Annotated in this window: 18 protein-coding genes; 11 read left to right on the plus strand and 7 right to left on the minus strand. The window is 71.9% G+C overall.

The genetic code is table 11. The annotated features are described in order from the left end of the window. Window positions 1-129: 129 nt before the first annotated feature. Window positions 130-1,947 (plus strand): bifunctional metallophosphatase/5'-nucleotidase, encoded by a 1,818-nt coding sequence (locus tag ACIRPK_RS12790; RefSeq protein ID WP_403036948.1) that lies wholly within the window; start codon window positions 130-132, stop codon window positions 1,945-1,947. A 75-nt stretch (window positions 1,948-2,022) separates the two neighbouring features. On the opposite strand, the gene ACIRPK_RS12795 is transcribed toward ACIRPK_RS12790, so the two are convergent. From ACIRPK_RS12795 to ACIRPK_RS12815, 5 genes are all read right to left on the minus strand, one after another. Next, window positions 2,023-3,483 carry a sensor histidine kinase gene (locus tag ACIRPK_RS12795; RefSeq protein WP_403036951.1) on the minus strand — a complete coding sequence of 487 codons (1,461 nt, stop codon included), beginning with the start codon at window positions 3,481-3,483 and terminating at the stop codon, window positions 2,023-2,025. Next, window positions 3,480-4,253, minus strand: a complete 774-nt coding sequence (locus ACIRPK_RS12800; RefSeq protein WP_403036954.1) for a response regulator transcription factor — start codon at window positions 4,251-4,253, stop codon at window positions 3,480-3,482. The genes ACIRPK_RS12795 and ACIRPK_RS12800 overlap by 4 nt, the downstream gene beginning before the upstream one ends. A 45-nt stretch (window positions 4,254-4,298) precedes the next feature. Further along, window positions 4,299-5,378 carry a S1C family serine protease gene (locus tag ACIRPK_RS12805; protein ID WP_403036957.1) on the minus strand — a complete coding sequence of 360 codons (1,080 nt, stop codon included), beginning with the start codon at window positions 5,376-5,378 and terminating at the stop codon, window positions 4,299-4,301. Between the two features lie 88 nt (window positions 5,379-5,466). Further along, a complete protein-coding gene (locus ACIRPK_RS12810; RefSeq protein WP_403036959.1) occupies window positions 5,467-6,510 on the minus strand; it encodes a LacI family DNA-binding transcriptional regulator in 1,044 nt (347 codons plus the stop codon). Between the two features lie 104 nt (window positions 6,511-6,614). Then, window positions 6,615-7,346: a response regulator transcription factor gene (locus tag ACIRPK_RS12815; RefSeq protein ID WP_403036962.1), complete on the minus strand. Its 732-nt coding sequence runs from the start codon at window positions 7,344-7,346 to the stop codon at window positions 6,615-6,617. 653 nt (window positions 7,347-7,999) lie between these two features. Between ACIRPK_RS12815 and ACIRPK_RS12820 the strand changes: the two genes are divergently transcribed. From ACIRPK_RS12820 to ACIRPK_RS12845, 6 genes are all read left to right on the plus strand, one after another. Further along, entirely contained in the window at window positions 8,000-8,308 is a 309-nt protein-coding gene (locus ACIRPK_RS12820) for a MoaD/ThiS family protein (protein WP_403036964.1), read from the plus strand. A gap of 378 nt (window positions 8,309-8,686) precedes the next feature. Further along, window positions 8,687-9,400: a hypothetical protein gene (locus ACIRPK_RS12825; protein WP_403036967.1), complete on the plus strand. Its 714-nt coding sequence runs from the start codon at window positions 8,687-8,689 to the stop codon at window positions 9,398-9,400. A 195-nt stretch (window positions 9,401-9,595) separates the two neighbouring features. Further along, complete coding sequence (locus ACIRPK_RS12830) at window positions 9,596-9,676, plus strand: Ms5788A family Cys-rich leader peptide (RefSeq protein WP_369405619.1); 81 nt, start codon at window positions 9,596-9,598, stop codon at window positions 9,674-9,676. Window positions 9,677-9,908: 232 nt separating this feature from the next. Beyond that, the gene (locus ACIRPK_RS12835) at window positions 9,909-10,745 is read left to right on the plus strand and encodes a sulfurtransferase (RefSeq protein ID WP_403036969.1); all 837 of its coding nucleotides are present in this window, start codon (window positions 9,909-9,911) and stop codon (window positions 10,743-10,745) included. Window positions 10,746-10,775: 30 nt separating this feature from the next. Next, the gene (locus ACIRPK_RS12840) at window positions 10,776-11,066 is read left to right on the plus strand and encodes a DUF1416 domain-containing protein (protein WP_057227860.1); all 291 of its coding nucleotides are present in this window, start codon (window positions 10,776-10,778) and stop codon (window positions 11,064-11,066) included. A gap of 74 nt (window positions 11,067-11,140) precedes the next feature. After that, window positions 11,141-11,401, plus strand: coding sequence for a DUF3099 domain-containing protein (locus tag ACIRPK_RS12845; RefSeq protein ID WP_403036971.1), 261 nt, complete (start codon window positions 11,141-11,143; stop codon window positions 11,399-11,401). Here ACIRPK_RS12845 and ACIRPK_RS12850 read toward each other — a convergent pair. Continuing rightward, window positions 11,395-11,757 (minus strand): DsrE family protein, encoded by a 363-nt coding sequence (locus ACIRPK_RS12850; protein ID WP_403036972.1) that lies wholly within the window; start codon window positions 11,755-11,757, stop codon window positions 11,395-11,397. The two genes, ACIRPK_RS12845 and ACIRPK_RS12850, sit on opposite strands and share 7 nt — an antisense overlap. Window positions 11,758-12,025: 268 nt before the next feature. Here ACIRPK_RS12850 and ACIRPK_RS12855 point away from each other — a divergent pair, with 268 nt between their 5' ends. The 3 genes from ACIRPK_RS12855 (at window position 12,026) to ACIRPK_RS12865 (ending at window position 14,291) form a co-directional block, all read left to right on the plus strand. Beyond that, window positions 12,026-12,610: an FABP family protein gene (locus tag ACIRPK_RS12855; RefSeq protein WP_403036975.1), complete on the plus strand. Its 585-nt coding sequence runs from the start codon at window positions 12,026-12,028 to the stop codon at window positions 12,608-12,610. Between the two features lie 264 nt (window positions 12,611-12,874). Next, window positions 12,875-13,324, plus strand: a complete 450-nt coding sequence (locus tag ACIRPK_RS12860) for a Fur family transcriptional regulator (RefSeq protein WP_403036978.1) — start codon at window positions 12,875-12,877, stop codon at window positions 13,322-13,324. Between the two features lie 10 nt (window positions 13,325-13,334). Next, the gene (locus ACIRPK_RS12865) at window positions 13,335-14,291 is read left to right on the plus strand and encodes a YgfZ/GcvT domain-containing protein (protein WP_403036980.1); all 957 of its coding nucleotides are present in this window, start codon (window positions 13,335-13,337) and stop codon (window positions 14,289-14,291) included. Window positions 14,292-14,294: 3 nt separating this feature from the next. On the opposite strand, the gene dtd is transcribed toward ACIRPK_RS12865, so the two are convergent. After that, a complete protein-coding gene (gene dtd, locus ACIRPK_RS12870; RefSeq protein ID WP_403036982.1) occupies window positions 14,295-14,729 on the minus strand; it encodes a D-aminoacyl-tRNA deacylase in 435 nt (144 codons plus the stop codon). A 372-nt stretch (window positions 14,730-15,101) separates the two neighbouring features. Between dtd and ACIRPK_RS12875 the strand changes: the two genes are divergently transcribed. Beyond that, window positions 15,102-15,641, plus strand: coding sequence for an ABC transporter substrate-binding protein (locus tag ACIRPK_RS12875; RefSeq protein ID WP_403036985.1), 540 nt, complete (start codon window positions 15,102-15,104; stop codon window positions 15,639-15,641). Window positions 15,642-15,663: the final 22 nt, after the last annotated feature.

A 15,663-nucleotide genomic window follows, 5' to 3' on the forward strand; every position in this document is an offset into this window, starting at 1 on the left:
GTCTGCAGGAAACGCTCTCGTTACCTCCGGGGTCCTGACAGCTACGCGCGTTGACTCTAGGCTGCATCGGGTCACACCACCCTCGGCTCCACCCCACGGCGGAGCCCCAAACGGTGCAGGGGAAACCTCATGCCCAATGTCGGTCAGCTCGGCCGCTTCCGTCGGCCCGCGTACGCCGCGGCCGCCGTCGTCGGCCTGTTCGGGACGTTGCTGGTGCCGAGCGCCGCCCAGGCGCACGGCTGGGACTGGAACTGGCACCAGCCCAAGACCGAGGACCTCCAGATCCTCGCCATCAACGACCTGCACGGGAACCTGGAGCCGCCGGCCGGCTCCTCCGGGAACATCAAGGAGATCGACCCGGCGACCGGCAAGGTGGTGGACACCCCCGCCGGCGGCATGGAGTACCTGGCCACCGCACTGCGGCAGGCCCGCGAGGGCCACCGCAACACGGTCACCGTCGCGGCCGGCGACCTGGTCGGCGCCAGCCCGCTGCTCTCCGGCCTGTTCCACGACGAGCCCACCGTCGAGGCGCTGAACAAGGTCGGCCTGGACGTCACCAGTGTCGGCAACCACGAGTTCGACGAGGGCTCCAAGGAGCTGCTCCGGCTGCAGAACGGCGGCTGCCACCCGACCGACGGCTGCTACGAGAAGGGCCGCAAGTTCAAGGGCGCGGACTTCGAGTACCTGGCCGCCAACGTCACCAACGAGAAGACCGGCCGCCCGATCCTCAAGCCGTACTGGGTGAAGAACGTCCACGGCGTCAAGGTCGGCTTCATCGGCGCGACCCTGGAGGGCACGCCGAACATCGTCACCGCGGCCGGCATCCAGGGCCTCAAGTTCGGCGACGAGATCGAGACCATCAACAAGTACGCCAAGGAGCTCAAGCGCCAGGGCGTGGACTCGATCGTGGCGCTGATCCACGAGGGCGGCTACCCGGCCTCCAGCACCTACAACTACGACTGCGGCGCGGCCGGCCAGGGCATCTCGGGCCCGATCGTGGACATCGCCAAGGGCCTCGACCCGGCGATCGGCGCGATCGTCACCGGTCACACCCACAACGCCTACGCCTGCGCCATCCCGGACCCGAACGGCCAGCTGCGGTCGGTCACCAGCGCGGCCTCCTTCGGCCGGCTGTACACCGAGATCAACCTCAAGCTGGACAAGCGCTCCGGCGCGATCGTCCGCCCCTCGGTGACCGCCGCCAACCACGTGGTGCGCCGCACCACCGAGAAGGCCGCCGACATCACCTCGCTGATCAGCCGCTACAGCAAGCTGGCGGCCCCGATCGCCAACCGCTCGCTCGGCTGGATCGGCGCGGACATCAACGGCCGTGGCTCCAGCGCGTACGAGAAGCCGCTCGGTGACGTGATCGCCGACGCCCAGCTGGCCGGGCTCGCGCCCGCCGACAAGGGCGGCGCGCAGATCGCCTTCATGAACCCCGGTGGCATCCGCTCCGACCTGGTCTACAAGGCCAGCGGCGCCGAGGGCGACGGCGTGGTGACCTACGGCGAGGCGTTCACCGTCCAGCCGTTCACCAACATGATGCAGGTCAAGACCCTGACGGGTGCCCAGGTCGTGCAGCTGCTCAAGGAGCAGGTCAGCGGCCTCAACACGGCCGCCCCGAAGATCCTGCAGAACTCCAAGGGCCTGACCTACACCCTGGACCTCAACAAGACCGGCGCCGACCGGGTGCCGGCCGACTCGGTCAAGCTGAACGGCGCCCCGATCAACCCGACCGCCAACTACCGGGTCGCGGCCAACGAGTTCCTGGCCGGCGGCGGCGACGGCTTCCCGACCTTCGCGGCGGGCACCGACAAGCTGGTCGGCGTCTCCGACCTCGACCTGTTCGCGGCCTACCTCGGCGCCAACTCCTCCGCCACCGCCCCGCTGGCGGTCCCGGCGCAGGACCGGATCAAGGTCATCGGCGTCGGCGAGGACGTCAACTGACGTCCACCGCACACCTGAAGTGAGAGGGGCACCCCCGGCGGGGGTGCCCCTCTCGCGTGCGGCCCGCCTGCCCGCCTACGGCCGGTCGGTCTGGCCGGGGAGGCGGACGGTGGCCAGGGTGCCCGGGCCGTCCTGGGGCGCACCGAGCGCGACCTCGCCGCCGGAGTCGCGGACGGCCTGCGCCACGATCGAGAGCCCGAGGCCGGAGCCGGGGAGCTGACGGGAGGACGGGGAGCGCCAGAACCGGTCGAACACGTACTGGAGTTCGTCCTGGGGGATGCCGGGGCCGTGGTCACGGACGGTCAGCCGGCCCTGCTGGAGGGCGACCTCGACGGCGCCGCCGGGCGGGGAGTACTTGACCGCGTTGTCCAGCAGGTTGATCACCGCGCGCTCCAGTGCGGCGGCGTCGCCGTGCACGAACCAGGGCTGGATCGCGAGCTCGAAGTGCAGGCCGGGGCCGCGCAGTCGGGCCCGTTCGACGGCCCGGTCGGCGATCTCGTGCAGGGCCACCACGGTGGGGTTCTGACCGGGCCTGGGGGAGTCCGGGCGGGACAGCTGGAGCAGGTCGCCGATGAGCAGGGTGAGTTCCTGCATCTGCGCCTTCATGTTGCCGAGCAGCTTGGTGCGGGTCGCCTCGGGCAGCGGGCGCCCGGTGTCGTTGGAGCGGATCAGCAGGTCGACGTTGGTCCGCAGCGAGGTCAGCGGAGTACGGAGCTCGTGCCCGGCGTCGGCGATCAACCGGGTCTGCCGGTCACGGGAGTTGGCCAGCGCGGTGGACATCGAGTTGAAGGAGGAGGACAGTCGGGCGATCTCGTCGTCCCCGTGCACGGGGATGGTGGAGCCGACCTCCTCGGTGCGGGCGATGTGCTCGACCACGTCCGTGAGCTGGTCGACGGGCTTGAGCGCGGACCGCGCGACCAGCCGGCCGGTGGCGCCGGCACCGACCACGCCGAGGGCGGCGACGCCGAGCAGGATGAAGGCGAGCTGCTGGAGCGAGTTCTCCACCGAGGCGAGCGGCTCGGCGGCCAGCATGACGTAGGTCTGCCCCTCGTAGGGGAAGGTCGAGGCGCGCACCATGACCGACTCCCCGTTGGTGTACGTGCTCTCGTGGAAGACGTACGTCCCGGGGGCGGTGGTGGAGTTCAGCAGTGCCAGGTCGACCGAAGTGACCTTGATCGCGTGGTTGGAGCCGATCTGCAGGCAGATCTGCTGGTCGGGGCTGATGGCCTGGAGCGGCCAGCGGGGGCCGAGCGGCTGCCCGGCCGGCAGCTTGCCGACCGCGGCGGTGGCATTGGCCAGCGCCGAGTCCGGGGTGGCGCCACAGGGCCAGTAGGTGGCCCCGGGCCGAGTACCGGCCGTCGGTGAGTTCGGTGCACCCCTGAGGTTGCTCTTCACCTGCTCGTACAGCTGTCCCCTGACGATGAACCAGCAGGCGAGCGCCGACAGCGCGATGGCGACCGCCACCGCGGCGGCGGTGAGCATGGCGAGCCGGCTCCGGAGGGAGCGGCCGCGGAACCAGCCGGTGAGTCTCTTCACGCCGCTGGGCCGGTGGCGGACCGGAGGGCGTAGCCGACGCCGCGGACGGTCTGGATCAGGCGGGGGAGGCCGCCCTGTTCGGTCTTGCGGCGCAGGTACATCACGTAGACGTCCAGCGAGTTGGAGGAGGGCTCGAAGTCGAAGCCCCAGACCGCCTTGAGGATCTGTTCCCGGGTCAGCACCTGGCGCGGGTGCGAGAGGAACATCTCCAGCAGCATGAACTCGGTCCGGGTCAGCTCGATCGGCTTGCCCTCCCGGGTGACCTCGCGGGTCGCGGTGTTCATCCGCAGGTCGGCGAAGGCGATCACCTCGGTGTCCTCGGCCTCGACCGCCGCGCGGGCGGCGGCCTCGGAGGCGAGGGCGCTGCGCCGGAGCAACGCCCGGACCCGGGCCAGCAGTTCGTCGAGTTCGAACGGCTTGGCCAGGTAGTCGTCGGCGCCCACGTCGAGGCCGGTGACCCGGTCGCCGACCGCGTCCCGGGCGGTGAGCATCAGGACCGGTGCGGTGTCGCCCCGGGCCCGCATCCGGCGGACGGCGGTGAGGCCGTCCATCCGGGGCATCATGATGTCGAGCAGGACTAGGTCGGGGTGGTCGCGTTCGACGGCGTCCAGCGCCTCGAAGCCGTCGGTGGCGGTGGTGACCTCGTAGCCCTCGAAGGCGAGGCTGCTCTCCAGGGCGTCCCGCAGTGCGGGCTCGTCGTCGACCACGAGGAGCCGGGCCGTGCTGCCCGGGGTCTCGGCAGAGGTGCGGTCGTCGGCGGGGGGTGTCATCGGGGCGGGACCTTTCCTAGTCCGGTCGTACGGTCATTGTGCTGCTCAGAGCTGCTGGCCGGCCTGCACCTTGGGCAGCACGTCCTTGATGTCGTTGATCGGGATGGCGAAGCCGAGCCCGACGCTGCCCGCGGTGCCGGACCCGGCGGTCGAACTGGAGCCACTGGCCGAGTACATCGCGGAGTTGAGGCCGATTACCTGACCGGTGGCGTTGATCAGCGGGCCGCCGGAGTTGCCGGGGTTGAGCGCGGCGTCGGTCTGCAGGGCCTTGTAGTTGGCGGTGTCGCCGCCGGTGGAGCCGCCGGAGCTGCGCTGACCGGGCAGGTTGGGGAAGCCGAAGCCGCCGTTGCCGCTGGTGGTGGACTCGTCGACCTGGACGGTGACCGGGCGGTCCTTGGCGCTGATGATGCCGGAGGTGACGGTGCCGGTGAGGCCCTCGGGGTTGCCGATGGCGACCACCGAGTCGCCGACCTGGACGGCGTCCGAGTCGCCGAGGGTGACGGTGGGCAGTCCGCTGACGCCGTTCGCGGTGATCACCGCGACGTCCAGCGAGGCATCGGTGCCGGTCACGCTGGCGGTCTTGGTGGAGCCGTCCTTGAAGGTCACGGTGAGCTGCCCGCCGCCGCTGACGGCGCCGGAGATCACGTGGTAGTTCGTCAGGATCTGGCCGTTGGCGGTGAGCACCACGCCGGTGCCGGTCGCCGTGCCGGAGGCGGACTTCACGGTGATCTGGACCACGCTCGGCGAGACCGCCGAGTTGATCGCGGTGACGTCGGCGCTGCCGTCGGACTTCGCGGAGACCGGGCGCACCAGGGTGCTGGAGCTGCTGCCGCCGGAGCCCCGGTCGGCGGCGATCACCCCGCCGGTCACCCCGCCGAGCAGCGCGGCCACCGTGGCCACGGCGGTGACCAGGGCCAGCCGGCCCTTGAGGAAGCCCTTGCGGGCGTGGCTGACCGGGGGCGCGGGCTCGGCGGGCGGTGCGGCGAAGTCCTCGGCGTACGGGCCGTGCGGGAGCACGGTGCCCTCGATCACGTGGGCGCTCGGCGCCTCGGTCGGTTGCGGCGGGGTCCAGCCCGGGTAGCCGTACGGACCCTGGTCTTCGGTGTTGCGGTGCTGGTCGCTCATGGATCCAACGTCCGCCCGGTTGATGAGAGCCGGATGAGAGCGCGGTCAGAGCCGCCCGAGAAGCCCGTTGACTTCTCATAAAGCCTGGTCAGCCCTGGGAGGGGGCTCCGCAGCCGCAGGAACGGCGGATGACCAGCCGGGACGGGAACTTCCGGACCCGCTCGGTGTCCGAGCCGGGCACCATCAGCGAGTCGTCCAGCACCAGGTCGACGGCCGCCCGGGCCATCGCGTCCCGGTCCGAGGCGACGGTGGTCAGCGGCGGGTCGGCCAGCGCGGCCTCGGGGATGTCGTCGAAGCCGGCCACCGCCAGGTCCTCCGGCACCCGCAGGCCGACCTCGCGGGCGGCCCGGAGCACGCCGATCGCCTGGTCGTCGGTGGAGCAGAAGATCGCCGGCGGCCGCTGCGGCGAGCGCAGCAGGGCGACCGCGACCTCGTACGCGCCGTAGCGGTGGAACGGGGCGTCCACCAGGTTGGGCTCGACCGGGAGGCCGTGCGCGTCCATCGCGCGCTGCCAGCCCTCGACGTGGTCGATCACCGGGTCGCCGGGAGCGGGCTGCTCGACCGGGCCGCCGAAGCAGACCACGTACGGGTGCCCGTGCACCTCCAGCAGGTGGCGGACGGCGGTCTCGGCGCCGCCCACGTCGTCGGTGACCACCGCGACGTCGTCGATCGCCTCGGGTCGGCGGTGCAGCAGCACCACCTTGGCGCCCTCCATCGCGGCGAACTCCTCGGCGGCCCGCTGCGAGGGGCCCTGGCTGACCAGGATCAGGCCGGAGACCCGCATGCCGAGGAAGGCGCGGACGTAGTGCACCTCGCGGTCGTCCACGTAGTCGGAGTTGCCGATCAGCACCAGCTTGCCGCGCTCGGAGGCGGCCCGTTCGACCGCGTGCGCCATCTCGGCGAAGAACGGCTGCCGGGCGTCGGGGACGACCATGCCGACCAGGTTGGTCCGCCGGGAGGCCATCGCCTGGGCGACGCTGTTCGGCCGGTAGCCGAGCTGCTCGATCGCCGCGAGCACCTTCTCCTTGGTCGCGGGCGCGACCGGTCGCGGCCCGTTGTTGATGACGTAGCTGACGACCGCGGTCGAGGTCCCAGCCAGTCGGGCTACATCGTCACGCGTCACCTTGGCCACGGGGGGAGTCTACGCGGGTCGCGCAAGGGGGTACGGCGGACCGCCCGACCCGCCCCGGACAGGCCGGGGCGTAGTCGGACAAGCCGGTCACGGCCGTTGGGCCGTCAGTACTCGCGGGCGGCCGGGGAGCGCTGCTCCAGCCCGGGCCGCTCGCCCTTGTCCGGCTTCTCGGGGATGACGAAGCGGTAGCCGACGTTGCGGACGGTGCCGATCAGCTGCTCGTTCTCGACGCCGAGCTTCGCCCGGAGCCGCCGGACGTGCACGTCCACCGTCCGGGTGCCGCCGAAGTAGTCGTAGCCCCAGACCTCCTGGAGCAGCTGGGCCCGGGTGAACACCCGGCCCGGGTGCTGGGCCAGGTACTTCAGCAGTTCGAACTCCTTGAAGGTCAGGTCGAGCACCCGGCCCTTGAGCTTGGCCGAGTAGGTCGCCTCGTCGACCACCAGGTCGCCGTTGCGGATCTCCATCGGGCTGTCGTCGGAGACCACCTGGAGCCGGCCCGTCGCCAGCCGCAGCCGGGCCTCGACCTCGGCCGGGCCCGCGGTGTCCAGCAGGACGTCGTCGATGCCCCACTCGGCGGTCACGGCGGCCAGGCCGCCCTCGGTGACCACCAGGATCAGCGGGCAGCCGATCCCGGTGGAGCGGAGCAGCTGGCAGAGGCTGCGGATCTGCGGCAGGTCCCGGCGGCCGTCCACCAGGATGACGTCGGCGCTCGGGGTGTCGACCAGGGCGGAGCCCTCGGCCGGGGCCACCCGGACGGTGTGCAGCAGCAGGCCGAGGGCAGGCAGTACCTCGGCGGAAGGCTGCAGCGCGTTGGTGAGCAGAAGGAGAGAACTCATACCCGGTAGTCCCCTTTCCGGGTCGTCGCGGTCGCAGCCGGTCGGCCGGGGGGCCGGTGGCGGGCTGCGGTGAAGGTGGGGGAGCGGACGTCCGAGGGACGAGATCCGACCGGTTCGTGAGCGCGCAGCACCGGCCGGGGCGTGCGTCCGGGGTCCCGCAACCCCTGATGCTCCGTCTCAGTCCTGCTCATCCGCGAACCTTCCGGTCTGCTCCCGCTGCACTCCCGCCCGGCCGAGCTCCCGCACACCGTTGTGCGGCTCCTGCCGGTCGGTCCTCGCCGACGACGGTGCGGGTGGGGCACCGTCCCGGGAGGCCATCCGTACGTGGCGTCCTGAAAGCACAAAAGGACCCGGGGGCGACTCTGCCCAGGTCCCTCACGCCACGAGAATAGCCGACCACTCCCCGCACGGGGAGGGCTGTGCACGCGTCGTCGGGCCACATCGGGCCACTCCGGGCGTGACTCCCGCCACGTCCGCGCCGTTCACCGGGTGCCGAACGCGCCACGCGCGACCAGCGCCGTTACGGCTTCCGGGCCCGGCCGGTCCATCATGGGAGCCGCACCGGCCGCACCGTACGTGTACACCTTTGGCGTGGGTGCCCCGGCAGCAGAGCCGGCGCACCGCACCGGGCGAGGACGACGAGGAGGGCTGCCATGGCAGCGCACACTTCCACCGCACGAGCGACGGCGCCGGGGGCCACCAGGGTGACCGGCACCCTCCGGTACTGGGCCGCGGCCAAGGCCGCCGCAGGGGTCGCCGAGGAGCCCTACCTGGCCGCCACGCTCGGCGAGGCGCTGGCCGAGGTCCGGCAGCGCCACGGCGACAACCCCCAGCTGCTCCGGATACTCACCCACTGCTCCTACCTGGTCGACGGCCACCAGGTGGGCACCCGCGACCACACCACCGTCCCCCTCACCGAGGGCGGCACCATCGAGGCCCTCCCCCCCTTCGCGGGCGGCTGACCCGGCCCTCCGGCTGGCGCGCCGGGCTCAGCCATCAGGGGCTCGGGGCTCTGCAGTTGTGCGGCTCCGCCGCGCGGGCGACGCCAGCTTCTAGGCAGGCGGCTCGGCATCTACGGTCAGGGGCTCGGGGCTCTGCAGTTGTGCGGCTCCGCCGCGCGGGCGACGCCGGCCTCTGCAAGGTGGTCCGTTCCGGGGTGGTCAGGCACTTTCGCAGTGACCCGCACGCCAGATCTCCTCGCCCACGCGGCGGAGCCGCACATCAGCAGAGCCCGAGCCCCTGGGCAGGGCAACTGGACGCACTGCCGAGAGCGCAGCCCCGGTGCCGCGGGCGGAGCGCCCTGCAAAAAAAGTTGATCGCCTGCCCAGTGGAGACTCCTGATGGTCCTGACCGCCGCCCCCGCGAAGAGCGACTTGCCGATCGTGGCGCCGGGCCTACGGCCCGCGGTGCTGACGGCGGGTCTGTGCGCACTGCTGGCGGTGGCCGCCCTCGGGGGCCGGTACGGCCTGACGGCCGGGCTGACGGTGGCTCAGGGGCTGACCGCGGTGGGGTGGTTCAGGCTGCACGGGATGTGGCCGGCCCGGCAGGGGATCGCCGGGGTGGCGCTGGCGGGCTTCGCCGCCGACGCCGCGGTGCTGGCCGGTGGGGCCGCCGGTCTGGCGGCGGCGCTGGGGGTCGGCCTGGTGGTGGCGCTGGTCTGGCAGACGTTCCGGCCGGCCGATCCGGCCGAGCGGTTCTATGCGCTGACCGTGCTCGGTTCCGGCGTGCTGCTGACCGGGCTGATGGCCGGGCTGCTGCTCGCGGGGCACGTCCCGGCCGCGCTGCTCGTGGTCGCGGTGGGCACGCTGCTGGCGGCGGCCCCGGTCCGGGGTGTGCTCCGGCCGGTGGCCGCGCTGCTGTTGGGGGCGACCGCCGGGGTGCTGGCGGGCGGTCCGCCGGCCGTGGCGGGGCTGGCGGCGGTCGGTGCGGTGGTCGGCCACCGGGTGGCGTCGTACGACTTCCCGTCCCGGTTCGTGCACTTCACGGCGGGTGTGGTGCTGCCGCTCACGGTGGCCGCGCCGCTGGCGTGGATCGGCTCGCGGCTGATCGGCTGACCGCCCGCCCCGTCCGCTCTGCGAGACGCACTGTCCAGCGTTGCCGCTCCGGGGCCTGCGCGGCCGGGCGGCGGACGGGGCCGGGCCCGGTGCGAGGAGGGCGGGAAACCCGCAAATCTCACTATGTGATGCGAATCGTCTCACTATTTGACACGCTGATGACAGCGGCCGGTCCGAGTCCCTAGCATCGTGAGCATGAAGCGACAGGCGGACCTCACGAAGCGGCGGGCGGTAGACCTGTGCCGCGTGGCCGCCTGCCTGTGTCGAATGCGCTGAACGGGCGGTTCTGACCGGTACGTCCGGCCCTGCCCACTCCCTTGCCGCTGGCCCTGACCAGGCAGTTCCACGCCTCAGGCCGCCTCGGCACCCCTGCAAGGAAGCCCAACCCCGGCCACACCCGTGCGTCTCGGTATTCGGACAGAATTCCGGACGGCCGGCCTCCCGGGGTGCCGCTCACACAGACCTCCGCACCCCTTCCGCAGTACCGCCCCCGGATGGAGACACCACCATGAGCCGCAGTGACGTCCTGGTCGACGCCGACTGGGTCCAGGACAACCTGGACAACCCGAAGGTCGTCGTCGTCGAGGTTGACGAGGACACCGCCGCGTACGAGCTGAACCACATCCGCAACGCGGTCCGGATCGACTGGAAGCAGGACCTCCAGGACCCGGTCCGCCGCGACTTCGTCGACCAGGCCGGCTTCGAGGCGCTGCTCTCGAAGAAGGGCATCGGCAACGACCACATCGTGGTGCTCTACGGCGGCAACAACAACTGGTTCGCCTCGTACGCCTACTGGTACTTCAAGCTCTACGGCCACGGTGACGTCCGCCTGCTCGACGGCGGCCGCAAGAAGTGGGAGCTCGACGCCCGCGAGCTGGTCGCCGAGGTGCCCGAGCGCGCCGCGACCGAGTACAAGGCGCAGGAGCAGGACAAGTCGATCCGCGCCTTCCGCGACGACGTGGTGAACGCGATCGGCACCCTCAACCTGGTCGACGTCCGGTCGCCCGACGAGTTCGCCGGTCGCCTGCTCGCCCCGGCCCACCTCCCGCAGGAGCAGTCGCAGCGTCCGGGCCACGTCCCGTCCGCCCGCAACATCCCGTGGGCGAAGAACGCCAACGACGACGGCACCTTCAAGTCGGACGAGGCGCTCAAGGAGCTCTACTCCGCCGAGGGCGTCGACCTGGCGAAGGACACCATCGCGTACTGCCGCATCGGTGAGCGCTCCGCGCTCACCTGGTTCGTGCTGCACGAGCTGCTGGGCCAGGAGAACGTCAAGAACTACGACGGCTCCTGGACCGAGTACGGCAGCCTGGTCGGCGTGCCGATCGCGCTCGGCGACAACTGAGCCTCTCGAACCGTAGGAAGGGAAGACATCATGTGCGGTGCGAAGGCCGGTGGCCCCGATCTGGCAGGAGTTGACGTGGCCAAGGAGACGATCATCCAGGGTTCGGTGACCCGCGACGGCGAGCCCGTCAACGGTTACGTCCGTCTGCTGGACGAGGGCGGCGAGTTCACGGCCGAGGTGCCCACCTCAGCGACCGGGCAGTTCCGCTTCTTCGCCCGTCCGGGCAAGTGGACGCTGCGCGCGCTGGTCCCGGGCGCGACCGTGGACCGGGTCGTGGTCGCCTCCCAGGGCGCCCAGACCGAGGTCGCGATCGCGGTCTGACGACCCGACAGCTCCCCGACGTACGACCGAGGGCCCCCTGCCGCGCAGGGGGCCCTCGGCCGTACCGTGCAAGGGTGCAGCAGCGCCGGAGGCACCTCTACTACTTCGTCATGATGGCCGTCTGCGTGACGATGTTCGTCCTGGCCTGGGGAGTGGTGCGGTTCTTCTCGGTGCCCGCCGCGATCGGGATGTGCGTGGTCGCGGCGGTGATACCGCCGACCGCCGCGATCTTCGCCAACAAGCGCGACCCCGAGGACGACTGGTGGCAGGACCCGCGCTGGGACGACCCCCGGTGGGACGAGCCCGGTCATGACCGGGACCGGCCGGATCAGTAGACCAGGGCCTGCACGTCGTCGGCCATGATCTCCTGCACGAACAGCTGCGCCCCGGCGATCCGGGCACCCTCGACCAGGTCCTGCTCGACGATGCCCCGGCGCACCGCGCACTGCGTGCAGACGGTGACCTGGCCGGCCGCCAGCACCGCGTCCAGCAGGTCGGGCAGCGGCGCGGCGTGCGGCAGCTCGAACTCGGCGGCCCGGCCCGGCAGTGCGAACCAGGTCGCCTCGCCGGTCAGCCAGAGCGAGACCTCGACCCCGCTGGCGACCGCGACGGCGGCCACCGTGAACGCCTGCGAACAGCGCTCCGGGGCGTCGGCTCCGGCGGTGACCTTGATGACCAGCTTCTTCGGCATGGTGACACCTTATAGACGACGTGGCGGGGCTCACCGAGACCGGCGCATACCGGGCCGATAGACTCAGCCCGTCCTGCTCTGTACCGCAACGCCGCAATGGGAGCGCCCCGTGTCCGGTCTGGAATACGTCTTCACTGGTCTGCTCGTCCTGGTGGCCGTGCTGGTCACCTGGTTCGCCATCTTCGCCGTCATGAAGCTCTACCAGGGCCAGCGCTGATCCCTCCCGTACGGTTGAGGCAGTCCCACACCGACGACAGCGACCAGGAACATGATCGAGATCCCTTCTGACCTCCACAAGGACGTCGTCCCGCTGGCCTTCCTCCTCGGCACCTGGGAGGGCGCGGGCGTCTACGACTTCCCGGGCACCGAGAAGTGCAACTTCGGCCAGGAGATCGTGTTCCGGCACGACACCCGGGCCTTCCTGGAGTTCCGCTCCCGCTCCTGGGTGCTGGACAACGACGGTGAGAAGGTCCGCCCGCTGGAGACCGAGCACGGGTTCTGGCGGATCACCAGCAACCAGCACGGCACCAGCGGCGAGCGCGAGATCGAGGTCTCCTCGGTCCGCGACGACGGCACCGTGGAGATCTGGTACGGCAAGCTGCACGACGGCAAGCCGCAGATCGACCTGGCCACCGACGCGGTCGCCCGGATCGAGGGCGCGGCCCCGTACACCGGCGGCAAGCGGCTCTACGGCATGGTCGCCGAGGAACTGCTCTGGGTCGGTGAGAAGGCCGCCCCCGAGGTGCCGCTGCGGCCGTACATGTCGGCGCAGCTCAGGAAGGTGCTGAACCCGGCGAAGCTGATCCAGGACATCGCGGACCTGCCGGACGACGGCATCGCCTTCTTCCGCTGAGCAATGGTGCACCGTAGGGGCCGGCCGGATGGTCGGTCCCTACACTTGTCGCACGCGGGCCTGTCCGACCATTCCCGTCGGGTCCGGCCCGTCCAGCACGCACGCTCGCCGCACGGCCGCCGCGACGACCAGCGGCTCCGCCCCGGGGCCCGAGCAGCTCCGCTACGAGGGCGCCCCGGCCGCACGCCGAGCGCACGCACCGGACGACCCGGCCTGTTCCGACGCGAATGGTCGGACAGGCCCCAGAGGCAGGGCAGGCGCACCGTGGCTGACACCGAGACCCCCTTCGACTGGAAGGCCGACCTGCGCGAGCGCGGGTACCGGCTCACCCCGCAGCGCCAGCTGGTGCTGGAGGCGGTGGACACACTGGACCACGCCACCCCGGACGAGCTGCTGCACGAGGTCAGGAAGACCGCCAGCGGGGTCAACATCTCCACCGTGTACCGGACCCTGGAGCTGCTGGAGGAGCTCGGGCTGGTCTCGCACGCCCACTTGGGCCACGGCGCCCCGACGTACCACCTGGCCGGCCGGCACACCCACCTGCACCTGGTCTGCCGGGACTGCGAGGGCGTCACCGAGACCGACACCGCGATCGCCGCGCCGCTGATCGACAGCCTGCGCGCGGAGCACGGCTTCGACACCGACCTCAAGCACTTCGCCATCTTCGGCCGCTGCGCGGACTGCACCAGCAAGCTCGCGCAGGAGCAGTCGTAAGCTTGCGGTCATGAAGAGTCCGCTGCTTGCCCTGCCCGGTGCCGTCCCCGCCGAAGGAGCCGACGAAGGGGTGGCCGCGCACTACGGCGGCCTCTTCCCCGAGCAGCGCGAACTGGCCGAGGGGCGCGGGTTCGTGGACCTCTCGCACCGGGGCGTGCTGACCGTCACCGGCGCGGACCGGCTGAGCTGGCTGCACCTGCTGCTCACCCAGCACGTCAGCGCACTGCCGCCGCAGCAGGCCACCGACGCGCTGGTGCTCTCCCCGAACGGGCACGTCGAGCACGCGCTCTACCTGGTGGACGACGGCGAGACCACCTGGGCGCACGTCGAACCGGGCACCCAGGCGGCGCTGATCGGGTACCTGGAGAGCATGAAGTTCTTCTACCGGGTGGAGGTCGCCGACGCGACCGAGGAGTACGCCGTGGTGTACCTGCCGGCCGGCTCCGAGGCATCCGCCGAAGGGGCCGCCGCGGTCCGCGAACTCCCGTACGGGCGGGACCTGTTCGTGCCGCGGGCCCGACTGGCCGAGCTGACCGCCGGCTACGGCCCGGCGGCCGGGGTGTGGGCGTACGAGGCGCTCCGGATCGAGGGCCACCGGCCCCGGCTGGGCTTCGAGACCGACCACCGGACCATCCCGCACGAGGTGGACTGGCTGTCCAGCGCCGTGCACCTGCAGAAGGGCTGCTACCGGGGCCAGGAGACGGTGGCCCGGGTGCACAACCTGGGGAAGCCGCCGCGTCGGCTGGTGCTGCTCAACCTGGACGGCACCGAGGAAAAGCTCCCGGCGCACGGCGCCGAGGTGCTCCGGCCCGGCCAGGACCGCCCGGTGGGCTTCGTGACCTCCTCGGCCCGGCACCACGAGCTGGGCCCGATCGCGCTGGCCCTGGTGAAGCGGAACGTGCCGGTGGACGAGGTGCTGCTGGCCGACGGCGTGCCGGGCAGCCAGGACGTGATCGTCCCGGTCTAGGCCCTACAGCTCCAGCAGGACGGTGAGCGGGCCGTCGTTCACCAGCGACACCTTCATGTCGGCGCCGAACCGACCGGTCTCCACCGTGGCGCCGAGCGACCGGAGTTCGGCCACCACGGCGTCCACCAGGGGCTCGGCCTGCGGGCCCGGGGCGGCCGCGTTCCAGGTGGGGCGGCGGCCCTTGCGGGCATCGCCGTAGAGCGTGAACTGACTGATCACCAGCAGCGGGGCGTCCAGGTCCGAGCAGGACAGCTCGGTCTCCCCGCCGTCGAACAGCCGTACCGACCAGAGCTTCCGGGCCAGTTGGGCGGCCTGCTCCGGGGTGTCCGCGTGGGTCACCCCGACCAGCACGCAGAGCCCGGGGCCCTCGATCGCGCCGACCGTCTCGCCGTCCACCGTCACGGCCGCCTCGGCGACCCGCTGCACCACTGCTCGCATGGACCTCATTCTGCCGGAGCGCATCGGCCGCCCCACGGGCGCGTGGCAGGGTCCCGCACGCCGGGGGCGCATTCCGCGCGCGGTCGGACCAGGGGCACGGCCTGCGGATTGTTCCGGTCGTATCAGCCACCCCCCTTCGCCAGGGGGCCGTTCGGGTGCACGGGCGGTGCACCGGCCGGTCCCGGATGGCACGCTGTGGGCGACGCGTGGACGAGCACCCATGCGGGGTAGGGAGTTCCGGGGTCGCTCGCACGGGTGGAGTCGCTGCCCGGCGGGAACTCCCGGCGTCGGGCGGGCGTCACCGGACACGGGGCATCCGGCGGCGGACCCAGTGGGGGATCAGTGACCGGTACAGCGGCAGGTGGTTGGTTGATGGACGCGAGCAGCACGGCCCACGAGCAGGAGTACGGCCTCACCGGGCTCGGCCTGGAGCAGCTCCGGCTGCTCCGCCGGGACGCACAGGACCAGGAGGCCGACCTCTCGTACCTGCGCCGGCTGCTGCACGGGCGGTTGGACATCCTGCGGGCCGAGCTGGCCCGCCGGCGGTCCACCGGGTCCGAGCCCGGGGGTGACGGGCTGTCGGACGCGCTGCTCGACCAGCTCCCGGCGATCCTGGCCGACACCCCGTCACCGGTCCGCCGCCCGGCCAGGCACCTGCGGCTCGGCCCGCCGCGCGGGGAGCGCTACCAGCGGGAGGCGGACGCCCTGATGGGTGACGTCCAACTGGCCGATCTGGAGGCCCACCAGACCGTCGAACTGGTGGCCGCCGTCGAGCGCCTGACGCTGCACGAGCGGGAGGTCTCCGGGCGCCGGCAGGCGCTCCAGCGGCGGGCGGACGACTGCAGCGCGGAGATCACCCGGCGCTACCGGGAGGGCGAGGCCAGGGTGGACGACCTGCTCACCGGCGGGTGAGCGTGCGGGACCGGTTCGGCTG

This window comes from Kitasatospora sp. NPDC101801 (assembly GCF_044766665.1).
Lineage (GTDB): Bacteria > Actinomycetota > Actinomycetes > Streptomycetales > Streptomycetaceae > Kitasatospora.

Coding starts and splice junctions, on each gene's coding strand:
- ACIRPK_RS12825 (WP_403036967.1), top strand. CDS start 8,687: ATGGTCCTGACCGCCGCCCCCGCGAAGAGCGACTTGCCGATCGTGGCG.
- ACIRPK_RS12850 (WP_403036972.1), bottom strand. CDS start 11,757: ATGCCGAAGAAGCTGGTCATCAAGGTCACCGCCGGAGCCGACGCCCCG.
- ACIRPK_RS12820 (WP_403036964.1), top strand. CDS start 8,000: ATGGCAGCGCACACTTCCACCGCACGAGCGACGGCGCCGGGGGCCACC.
- ACIRPK_RS12830 (WP_369405619.1), top strand. CDS start 9,596: ATGAAGCGACAGGCGGACCTCACGAAGCGGCGGGCGGTAGACCTGTGC.
- ACIRPK_RS12855 (WP_403036975.1), top strand. CDS start 12,026: ATGATCGAGATCCCTTCTGACCTCCACAAGGACGTCGTCCCGCTGGCC.
- ACIRPK_RS12865 (WP_403036980.1), top strand. CDS start 13,335: ATGAAGAGTCCGCTGCTTGCCCTGCCCGGTGCCGTCCCCGCCGAAGGA.
- ACIRPK_RS12800 (WP_403036954.1), bottom strand. CDS start 4,253: ATGACACCCCCCGCCGACGACCGCACCTCTGCCGAGACCCCGGGCAGC.
- ACIRPK_RS12805 (WP_403036957.1), bottom strand. CDS start 5,378: ATGAGCGACCAGCACCGCAACACCGAAGACCAGGGTCCGTACGGCTAC.
- ACIRPK_RS12875 (WP_403036985.1), top strand. CDS start 15,102: ATGGACGCGAGCAGCACGGCCCACGAGCAGGAGTACGGCCTCACCGGG.
- ACIRPK_RS12790 (WP_403036948.1), top strand. CDS start 130: ATGCCCAATGTCGGTCAGCTCGGCCGCTTCCGTCGGCCCGCGTACGCC.
- ACIRPK_RS12840 (WP_057227860.1), top strand. CDS start 10,776: ATGTGCGGTGCGAAGGCCGGTGGCCCCGATCTGGCAGGAGTTGACGTG.
- ACIRPK_RS12835 (WP_403036969.1), top strand. CDS start 9,909: ATGAGCCGCAGTGACGTCCTGGTCGACGCCGACTGGGTCCAGGACAAC.
- dtd (WP_403036982.1), bottom strand. CDS start 14,729: ATGCGAGCAGTGGTGCAGCGGGTCGCCGAGGCGGCCGTGACGGTGGAC.
- ACIRPK_RS12815 (WP_403036962.1), bottom strand. CDS start 7,346: ATGAGTTCTCTCCTTCTGCTCACCAACGCGCTGCAGCCTTCCGCCGAG.